We start from the raw sequence: 9,113 nt of genomic DNA, 5'->3' as shown, positions 1-9,113 counted from the left end.
ACAGATAGCGACACGTTTAGCCCCGCAAAATGATTGAGTATTATTGCGGATTGGTATTAGCGCACTGGCTCCAAATAACAGAACCACGTTACAGCAAAATGCTGTTTTTTATTGTTTTAAATTTGAAGATGAATTACGCAATATCTTAAAAAAAGAGACTGCCAGCCAATCTCATCATGTATATGCTTCCTATCAGATTACTAATAACTTATAGACTTAACATTCTCATGCAGTTATAGATCCTACGTGTTAAAATTTGATTTTAACTTTGCATATTATTGAGGTGTCTATTGCCAACCAGTGATTATCAACGAGTGCTAAATGAGATAACTCAAGAGGTTAAACCTTTATTGAGCCAAGGTAAGGTTGCTGATTATATCCCTGCTCTTGCTGAAGTTGATCTTGAGCAGTTTTCTATTGCCATTTACACCACTGAGGGGGAGATATTTTGCGCGGGTGATTGTGAACAGCGTTTTACTATTCAATCTGTTTCTAAAGTAATGACTCTTACATTAGCGCTGCAACGTTATGGCGATGAACTATGGAGTAGAGTGGGTAAAGAGCCCTCTGGAACAGCATTTAATTCACTGACACAGCTTGAGTTTGAAAAAGGCATACCCCGTAACCCATTTATTAATGCGGGTGCCATAGTTACCTGTGATGCTTTATATAGTCGTTTATCAGCACCCATGCACTCTATGCTGGAAACATTTCGCGATTTATCTGGTAATCGAAGTATCGTAATAGATAAACAAGTGGCTAATTCAGAGTATGAGTTTAGGCATCGAAATGCGGCAATGGCACACTTAATGAAATCATTCGGTAACTTTGAAAATGAAGTTGATGATGTGCTGTGGTCATACTTTAATTTTTGTGCCATAGAACTTAATTGTATCGAACTTGCTAAGGCGTACAATTTTTTAGCTAATAAAGGGATAGACTATAGTTCTTCTAAACGAGTGCTTTCTAGTCGTCAGAATAAGCAACTAAATTCGTTGTTATTTACCAGTGGTTTATATGATGCGGCGGGTGATTTTGGTTATCGAGTAGGAATGCCGGGCAAATCAGGGGTTTCTGGCACTATATTGGCGGTGTTACCGAATAGATTTACTGTGGCAGTGTATTCCCCAGGATTAAACTCTTTTGGTAATTCAGTCGCAGGAATAGCAGCATTAGAGCTGCTATCTAAAAAGCTTGATATATCGATATTTTAAATACGCTGAGTGCATTGGGATTTTATTGATCCCAATACACTTGCTCTAAGCAATCTTCTCGCTCTGGTAAGCCACGTGATAAGCGTGGAGAATGCTGAACCAGTACTTCGTAACTTGCACGGTTGGCGTATTTACTAATTTGAGCGAGCGAAGAGTAGGTAATCGCTTGTTGCTGATGTTTTGCTGAATTAGCAACGTTCAACTTATGATAAACATTCGCTGATAAGTCATGCAATACAGCGGCTAAAGCACAATCACCAGCGCCGTTGGTATTTTTAATCGAGTCAGGCCCGCCCATAAACGGAGCAGTATGACTATATGCCTTTATTGGGTTTTCACAGTCAACTTTACGCATTGCACGTGAAAACTCATAACGATTAAAGTCAGGGATAGCACCAGGCAAAAGTGGATACTCTGTTTCGCGTTTGAAACTGTCATCAACAAAACCGGCCATAAATAAGCCTTTTTCACCGGCAGTACAAATTACTAAATCAACCCAGTCTAATGCTTTGTCGGCAGCTAGTAATGGATCTTCAAATCCAGTAATTGCTTGGCCTTCTTCTTCGTTCATAGCAAGGATATCAACATGCTTTTCTACAAAGTTAGCCCACCATGTCGGATCCTGCTCGATAAGAAACTTAGTACCGAGTGTTAATACAACCGGTACATCTGCATCGTTAGCATACTTGATTGCTTGCATGGTCGCTTCGGTCATGGTTTCATCGCCTTGAGTACGCATTAAATAAGCGCTAATCACTAATGCCGATGAGCCTTCGATTAGCTCTTTATCAATTGACTCAGGCTTTAGATAATTCATTAGGCCAGCACTAATGGCAAAGGTGCGTTCACCCGTTTCATCAATCAATGTGAAACAGCGGCCTATAGGACCATCTACAGGCTGTAAGTAGTCTAAGTCTACGCGACTTGAGTTATTACATAAAAAGCGATAAGCATAACTGCCTATTTTTATGTTTTCACTCATTACACCTAATAGCACCGAACGGTCATCAGCAAGTACGGAATAGTTGTGCATCGTGTTGCCAACGGTTCCGCCTGCGAATTCGTAATCGACCATGTCGTTTAGTTTTAAGCGATCGTATAAAGCATTGGTGATGTCATTATCTATAACTTGCGACATCCCTCGGCGCAATTGAAATTCATCGAGAAAAGCTTGGTCAACCTTAGCTTCTATATCAACAACGATTTGATCGATCCCCGTAATATAGCTGCGGTGTAATCGCTCAGTGGCGTTAAGTTGATTGGTCAGTGGATCTTTGGCTTCCACTGGAAAATAATGTTTATGCCTGCGGCGTCCAGGAAATTTCATTTGCTACCCGTGTTGTGAGCTAAATAAAAAAAGCGTGAGATTATAGCGTAAATCCTGCCTTATGAGCCATGACAAACCACTTAAATTTGTTTTATTTTTGCAATAAAGTGATCAATGACGCATTTTATTGCGCTAAGTTGGTATAATTACGGCATAAAAAATAGTTAAGTAATAATAATGACAGAGCCATTTGACGACCAATATTGGATGGAACAAGCGCTTGTGTATGCAAAACAAGCGGAGCAGCTAGATGAGATCCCGGTAGGGGCTATAATTGTTAAAGATAATCAGCTTATTAGCGCAGGCTATAATCGTTCAATTACTGATAACGACCCGTCGGCTCATGCTGAGATGATAGCGGTACGTGAAGCAGGAAAAGTACTTAATAATTACCGCTTAATTGACTGTACTCTTTACGTCACGCTAGAGCCATGCTCTATGTGCGCAGGTTTATTAGTACATAGCCGAATTAAACGCTTAGTATTTGGTGCAGCCGATGCTAAAACGGGTTCTGCTGGTTCAATTATGAACCTTTTACAAGAACCTCGTTTAAACCATCAGGTAGAAATAACGGGTGGGGTATTAGAAACACAATGTGCAGAGACTATTTCTAGTTTTTTTAAGCGTCGCCGAGCACAAATAAAGGCGGCAAAGCAAGCCGCTCGTAATAGTAACAGCGATTAGTCAGCTGCTGCTATTAAGGCGTCTAATTCAGCCATTTGCTGCATAGCAAACATGCGGCGGCGCCAAATTATTTTTTTATGTAAATTTCTTAACATCACTCGACGACGAGTGGCGGTTGAGTGCTTTATACAACGTTTAAGTTGATGTGTACGTCTACGTTTAAGCATGACTTATCCTTATGTGCTTGGTAATGACACAAAATTTTATACAATTAAGCCAGATTATTGAATAATTGATTACAAGTAAACAACTATTTGATTTTCTGATGTTCAGTTAAATACTAAGCAGCGTATTTATTTTTTTTCCTCAGCGGAATTACTCGTACGTTGCTCTGAATCATCAGGTTTAACGATTTTCTTTTCTGTTTCATTTGTTGAGGTAATCGGCGCCATTGCATTATTTTCATCAAGCCAAACAAGCGCATCGTAATAGCGACGTATATTATCAACATAGGTCACTGCTACATCACCGCGAGCATAGCCATAACGGGTATTACGATAGTGACGTTTTTTTACTAACAATGGTAAGCGCTTTTTAACGTCAGCCCATTTATCAGGGCTAGCTCCCTGTTGCTCGGTAATAATACGGGCATCGTTAACGTGTCCCCAACCTACATTATAGGCGGCAAGTGCAAGCCAAGTACGATCCGGTTGAGGGATTCGATCCGGGACGCGTTTAATTAATTTTGCTAAGTATTGGGCACCACCGCGTATATTTTGCTCTGGTTCTAAGCGGTTTGTTACACCGACTTGTTTTGCTGTGCGTCTTGTTAGCATCATAATACCACGCACACCGGTTGGTGACTTAGCTCGCGGGTTCCACATCGACTCTTGATAACTTAATGCTGCCAGTAAGCGCCAATCTAGGCTACCTGCATATTGCATAAACCAAGGTTGATATTTAGGCAGTGTTTCTTTAATTGCGTCTATATAGGCCAAGGTATTAACGTAATTAAATTGGCGGACATGACCGAAGTATTTTTCTTCGAGCACATAAAGTTGATTATTTTGTTTTGCTTCACCAAAAAAGGGAACTAATAATGCGTATAGGGAATCATCATTCGACTTTCTTAGTATCCATGCAATTGAATCATTTCGGGTAACTGAAAAGCCAATACTTAAATTAGGGTGATAGCGACGAAATAGCGCTAAAGTATGTGAATCCGCTAAGGTGTAATCTATTTCGCCGTCAATAACTGCTTGCAGTAATTCTTCTTCATCAAACTCTTCGGTTTCATTCCAGCTTAAGTTTGAGTTGGTTTGTTGAATTTCTTCTAATGTTAATGAATGGCTACTTTTAGCGATAACGGTGAAGTTTCCGGTTAAATCATCAAAATCACGAGGGCGTTCACGGCCTTGTTTAAAGACTAATTTTTGGCTAATTGTTCTGTATGTAGGGCCATAGCGATAGCGCTCAGCACGTACTTTATTGTAGGTAAGCCCTGAGGCAATTAAATCGAGGTCACCACTGTCCAAGCGCGCAAACATTTCGGATAAATTAAAAAAGGGTACAATTTCAAGCTCTACCCCTAAGTAGTCTGCAAACGCTTGAGAGAGCTCAAATTCAAATCCTTGCTCCCCTTGAACGGCTTGATAGTAATTACTTGCACTGGCAAGTGTACCAATACGAATTTTGTTTTCAGATTTGATTTGGGCAAGCTGTGTTGATTGCTCTTGTGTATTACATGCACACAAAAGTATGACTAACGTAATGATTGTTATTAGCTTTATCTTCAACATATTCGCCTCTTTAGCATCCTATCTCCTGTTATAACAAAACTTACTGATTACGTCACTTATCGTTTAATCGCAGTGAGTAAAAAATAGGTGTAAACAAAAAGAAAAAGTTAATTTAATGAAAAGCGCATTTTTGAGTTAAATCTGAGAGTAATTTGGACTATAATACGCGCCTAAAATATCGTTCAATCCCTAACCCCGGGTGAAATTACTTATGTTGATCCTTCGTGGTGCACCAGCACTTTCAGAGTTCAGAGTTAATAAAATTTTAGCGCGTTGCCAACAATCGCAACTTCCTGTCACCAATGTATATGCCGAATACGCTCACTTTGCCGATTTAACATCGCCATTAAACACTGATGAGCACACCAAACTTGAAAAGTTATTAACCTACGGCCCAACAATTGCTGAGCATGCGCCAGCAGGTCAGTTGGTATTAGTGACGCCTCGTCCTGGTACAATCTCGCCATGGGCTTCGAAAGCGACAGATATCGCTCATAACTGTGGGCTTAAACAAGTTCATCGCGTAGAGCGAGGTATTGCTTACTATGTTGAAGGTGATTTAAGTGCAGAACAGTTAGCACAAGTTGCAGCACTTCTTCATGACCGCATGACTGAAGCTACTCACAGTAAATTAGAAGATGCCGCGCAGTTATTTCGCAGCGATGCACCTCGTCCAATGTCATCAGTTGATATTTTAGGTGGCGGCCGTGAAGCATTAGCCACAGCAAATATAGAGCAAGGGTTTGCGCTTGCTGATGATGAAATTGATTATTTAGTTGAAAACTTTATTAAGTTAGGGCGTAACCCTAACGATATTGAACTGTTTATGTTTGCTCAAGCGAACTCAGAGCATTGTCGTCATAAAATATTTAATGCTGATTGGACTATTGATGGCATTGAACAACCAAAGTCGTTGTTCAAAATGATTAAAAACACCTTTGAGCATAATCCTGAAAATGTATTATCTGCTTATAAAGATAATGCAGCCGTAATGAAAGGCTCAAAGGCGGGTCGCTTCTTCCCGAATGCACAAGGTGAATATGCGTATCACCAAGAAGACATTGAAATATTAATGAAGGTTGAAACCCATAACCACCCAACGGCTATTGCTCCTTTCTCTGGTGCGGCAACAGGGTCGGGCGGTGAGATTCGCGATGAGGGCGCAACTGGTCGTGGTTCAAAACCAAAAGCGGGTTTAGTGGGCTTTACTGTATCTAATTTACGTATTCCTGGTTTTGAACAGCCTTGGGAAAGTGATTTTGGTAAGCCTGGCCGTATTGTTAATGCTCTAGATATTATGACTGAAGGCCCATTAGGTGGTGCTGCGTTTAATAACGAGTTTGGCCGTCCTAATTTATTAGGTTATTTCCGTACTTACGAAGAAAAAGTGACCAGTCACAATGGTGAAGAGGTGCGTGGTTACCACAAGCCAATTATGCTTGCCGGTGGTTTAGGTAATATCCGTGCTGATCATGTTCAAAAAGGCGATATTCCAGTTGGTGCAAAACTCATTGCACTAGGCGGCCCTGCAATGAACATTGGCTTAGGCGGTGGCGCTGCATCAAGTATGGCATCGGGTCAATCAAATGAAGATTTAGATTTTGCCTCTGTACAGCGTGAAAACCCAGAAATGGAACGTCGTTGCCAAGAAGTCATCGACAAATGTTGGCAGCTAGGTGATGCAAATCCAATTGCGTTTATTCATGATGTGGGTGCAGGTGGTTTATCTAACGCATTCCCTGAACTTGTTAGTGACGGTGGACGTGGCGGTAAATTTCAGCTTCGCAATATCCCAAATGATGAACCGGGCATGGCACCACACGAAATTTGGTGTAATGAATCGCAAGAGCGCTATGTACTCGCTGTCGCTGTTGAAGATTTTGATCGTTTTGAAGCTATTTGTAAGCGTGAAAGAGCGCAATATGCGGTTATTGGTGAAGCAACTGCAGAGCCTCATTTAACGGTTGCTGATAGTCACTTTGAAAATAATCCTGTTGATTTACCGCTCGATGTTTTATTAGGAAAAGCACCTAAAATGCATCGTGATGTAACATCACAACAAGTGTTAGGTAAAGCACTCGACGTTGAAAATATCAGTGCTGCTGATGCTGCAGAACGTTTATTACGTTTACCAACCATTGCTGAAAAAACCTTCCTCATTACTATTGGCGATCGTTCGGTAACAGGTTTAGTAGCACGCGATCAAATGGTAGGCCCATGGCAAGTACCAGTAGCTAACTGTGCAGTAACCGCAGCAACGTATGACACTTACCATGGTGAAGCAATGTCACTGGGTGAACGTACGCCTGCAGCACTACTTAACTATGGCGCTTCAGCGCGTTTAGCAGTGGCAGAATCGTTAACGAATATTGCCTGTGCAAACATTGGCTCTCTTGAAAATATTAAGTTATCTGCAAACTGGATGGCCGCAGCGGGACACCCAGGAGAAGATGCCGGTTTATACGAAGCGGTAAAAGCGGTGGGTGAAGAGTTATGTCCGGCACTTGGGTTAACAATTCCTGTAGGTAAAGATTCTATGTCGATGAAAACGACATGGAAGAACGAAGATGATGCTACAGAGCAATCTGTAACATCACCGTTATCGCTTATTATCACTGCTTTTGGTCGTGTTGAAGACGTACGTAAAACAGTGACCCCACAGTTACGAACAGATAAAGGCGATACATCGCTTATTTTAGTTGACTTAGGCGCGGGCAAAAACCGACTGGGTGCATCAAGCCTTGCTCAGGTTTATAAGCAATTAGGTGATACAACACCTGATGTAGATAGCCCAGAGCTACTAAAAGGTTTTTACAACGCAATGCAAGCGCTAGTCGCTGATAGCAAGTTGCTTGCGTACCATGACCGTTCAGACGGTGGTTTATTTACCACTATCGCTGAAATGGCGTTTACCGGTCACACCGGTGTTACCGTTGATTTAGCGACTTTGACCGGCTCTGATATTGAAGCGCTTTATAACGAAGAGCTAGGTGCTGTAATTCAAGTAGCGAATAGCGATTTAGAGGCTGTAAATGCGGTATTTGAGCAGCATGGAGTTGCCGCAATTAGTCATGTGATTGGCTCGCTAAATAACGACGATAACATCGTGTTTAATCGTGGTGAGCAAACAGTACTTAATCATACTCGTACTGAACTTCGTACAATTTGGGCCGAAACAACGTATCAAATGCAAGCGCGTCGTGATAACCCAGATTGTGCTAAGCAAGAGTTTGACGCTAAGTTTGACGCAAAAGATCCTGGCTTAAATGTAAAACTTAACTTTGATTTAAATGAAGATGTTGCAGCTCCATATATTGCAACTGGTGCTAAACCGCAAATGGCTATTTTACGTGAGCAAGGTGTAAACTCTCATTTAGAAATGGCAGCTGCATTTAACCGTGCGGGCTTTGCAGCGGTTGATGTGCACATGAGCGACATTTTAGAAGGGCGCTTAACACTTGAGCAATTTAAAGGCTTAGTGGCGTGTGGCGGTTTCTCTTACGGTGATGTGCTTGGTGCGGGTGAAGGTTGGGCTAAGTCAATACTGTTTAATGACATGGCACGCGATCAATTCCAAAGTTTCTTCCACCGTGAAGACACCTTTAGCTTAGGGGTATGTAACGGTTGTCAGATGCTATCAACATTAAAAGAGTTGATCCCAGGTACTGAGCATTGGCCACGCTTTGTAACGAACAAGTCAGAGCGTTTTGAAGCACGCTTTAGCTTAGTTGAAATACAAGAGAATCCATCGGTATTCTTTAATGGTATGGCGGGCTCGCGGATGCCAATTGCGGTATCTCATGGTGAAGGCCATGCAGAGTTTGCAAACGAAGCAGCAACAAAAGCAGCACTTGCAAGTGGTACTGTAGCGGTTAAATTTGTTGATAACTACGGCAACCCTACAACGCAATACCCAGCGAACCCGAACGGCTCGCCAGAAGGTATCACAGGTATTACATCAACAGATGGCCGTGCAACTGTAATGATGCCACATCCAGAGCGTGTATTTCGTACTGTTGCTAACTCTTGGCACCCAGATGAGTGGAAAGAGGATAGCCCATGGATGCGTATGTTCCGTAATGCGCGTAAAAATGTAGGTTAATATACACACTAGATTCATGATCTGGATGTAAAATAAAAAAGGCTGCC

6 protein-coding genes are annotated in these 9,113 nt (G+C 41.7%); 3 read left to right on the top strand and 3 right to left on the bottom strand.

The window, feature by feature from the left end; all coding sequences use genetic code 11:
- Positions 1-290 precede the first annotated feature (290 nt).
- On the top strand, positions 291-1,214 hold the full coding sequence (glsB, locus tag N523_RS0117570; RefSeq protein ID WP_028835530.1) for a glutaminase B: 924 nt from the start codon (positions 291-293) through the stop codon (positions 1,212-1,214).
- A gap of 22 nt (positions 1,215-1,236) precedes the next feature.
- Here the strand turns inward: glsB and N523_RS0117565 are convergent, their stop codons facing one another.
- Positions 1,237-2,541, bottom strand: a complete 1,305-nt coding sequence (locus N523_RS0117565) for an inosine/guanosine kinase (RefSeq protein ID WP_013464270.1) — start codon at positions 2,539-2,541, stop codon at positions 1,237-1,239.
- 177 nt (positions 2,542-2,718) lie between these two features.
- Between N523_RS0117565 and tadA the strand changes: the two genes are divergently transcribed.
- Positions 2,719-3,225, top strand: coding sequence for a tRNA adenosine(34) deaminase TadA (gene tadA, locus N523_RS0117560; protein ID WP_013464271.1), 507 nt, complete (start codon positions 2,719-2,721; stop codon positions 3,223-3,225).
- Here tadA and N523_RS19585 read toward each other — a convergent pair.
- Both N523_RS19585 and mltF read right to left on the bottom strand, forming a co-directional pair.
- On the bottom strand, positions 3,222-3,392 hold the full coding sequence (locus tag N523_RS19585) for a hypothetical protein (RefSeq protein ID WP_008468235.1): 171 nt from the start codon (positions 3,390-3,392) through the stop codon (positions 3,222-3,224). The genes tadA and N523_RS19585 overlap by 4 nt on opposite strands.
- A gap of 126 nt (positions 3,393-3,518) precedes the next feature.
- On the bottom strand, positions 3,519-4,964 hold the full coding sequence (gene mltF / locus N523_RS0117550) for a membrane-bound lytic murein transglycosylase MltF (RefSeq protein WP_028835529.1): 1,446 nt from the start codon (positions 4,962-4,964) through the stop codon (positions 3,519-3,521).
- 211 nt (positions 4,965-5,175) lie between these two features.
- On the opposite strand from mltF, the gene purL reads away from it, so the two are divergent.
- On the top strand, positions 5,176-9,066 hold the full coding sequence (purL, locus tag N523_RS0117545) for a phosphoribosylformylglycinamidine synthase (protein WP_028835528.1): 3,891 nt from the start codon (positions 5,176-5,178) through the stop codon (positions 9,064-9,066).
- Positions 9,067-9,113: the final 47 nt, after the last annotated feature.

The organism is Pseudoalteromonas sp. 23_GOM-1509m (assembly GCF_000518425.1).
Classification (GTDB): domain Bacteria; phylum Pseudomonadota; class Gammaproteobacteria; order Enterobacterales; family Alteromonadaceae; genus Pseudoalteromonas; species Pseudoalteromonas tetraodonis.
The sequence above is the reverse complement of the archived record's forward strand: the minus strand, read 5'-3'. Positions and strand labels throughout refer to the sequence as shown.